A 521-nucleotide genomic window follows, 5' to 3' on the forward strand; every position below is an offset into this window, starting at 1 on the left:
CCTCAATCAGTAAGGGAACAGGTGTTTGCGCGCAATGTATGCAATCAATCACAAAATAACAAGCAAGATACTGTCAAATCTAAGAATAATTAGTCTTAGCCTTATTGTTAGCGCCAATACTCTCGCCCAAGAAACTAGCTCTGGTCTTGCTCAGTCGAATGAAAACACATCTCAAGAAGCGCCCGAACAAGCCCCCTCAGCAGAAGAAATGCGCCCAACGCTACCAGCGTTAATTCAACAGGAACGCGCATTTACCAAACTTCTTGCTGCGGCCAGCCCAGAAAACCAAGTTACCTGGCTAGACATTAAATACCCAGGATCAGCGAGCTCTCATCAAAGCCTTGCCTTAAACATTAAACCTAAAAGCCCGATTACTCAGGGCGCAGCTTTAATCATCCCGAACACCTCGCAGCATGCAGACTGGCCTAATATCGTTCGTTCCTTGCGGGAGTATCTTCCGTTTACCGGATGGCAGACTTTATCGATCAGCCTTCCCACGTTTGAGTTGAGCTCAACCCCTC

Annotated in this window: 1 protein-coding gene; it reads left to right on the plus strand. The window is 47.2% G+C overall.

Annotated features, from left to right (window positions below):
* Positions 1–34: 34 nt before the first annotated feature.
* A partial coding sequence (locus A3738_RS09225) for a DUF3530 family protein (RefSeq protein WP_197473754.1) occupies positions 35–521 on the plus strand: 487 nt, incomplete at its 3' end.

The organism is Oleiphilus sp. HI0066, assembly GCF_001635725.1.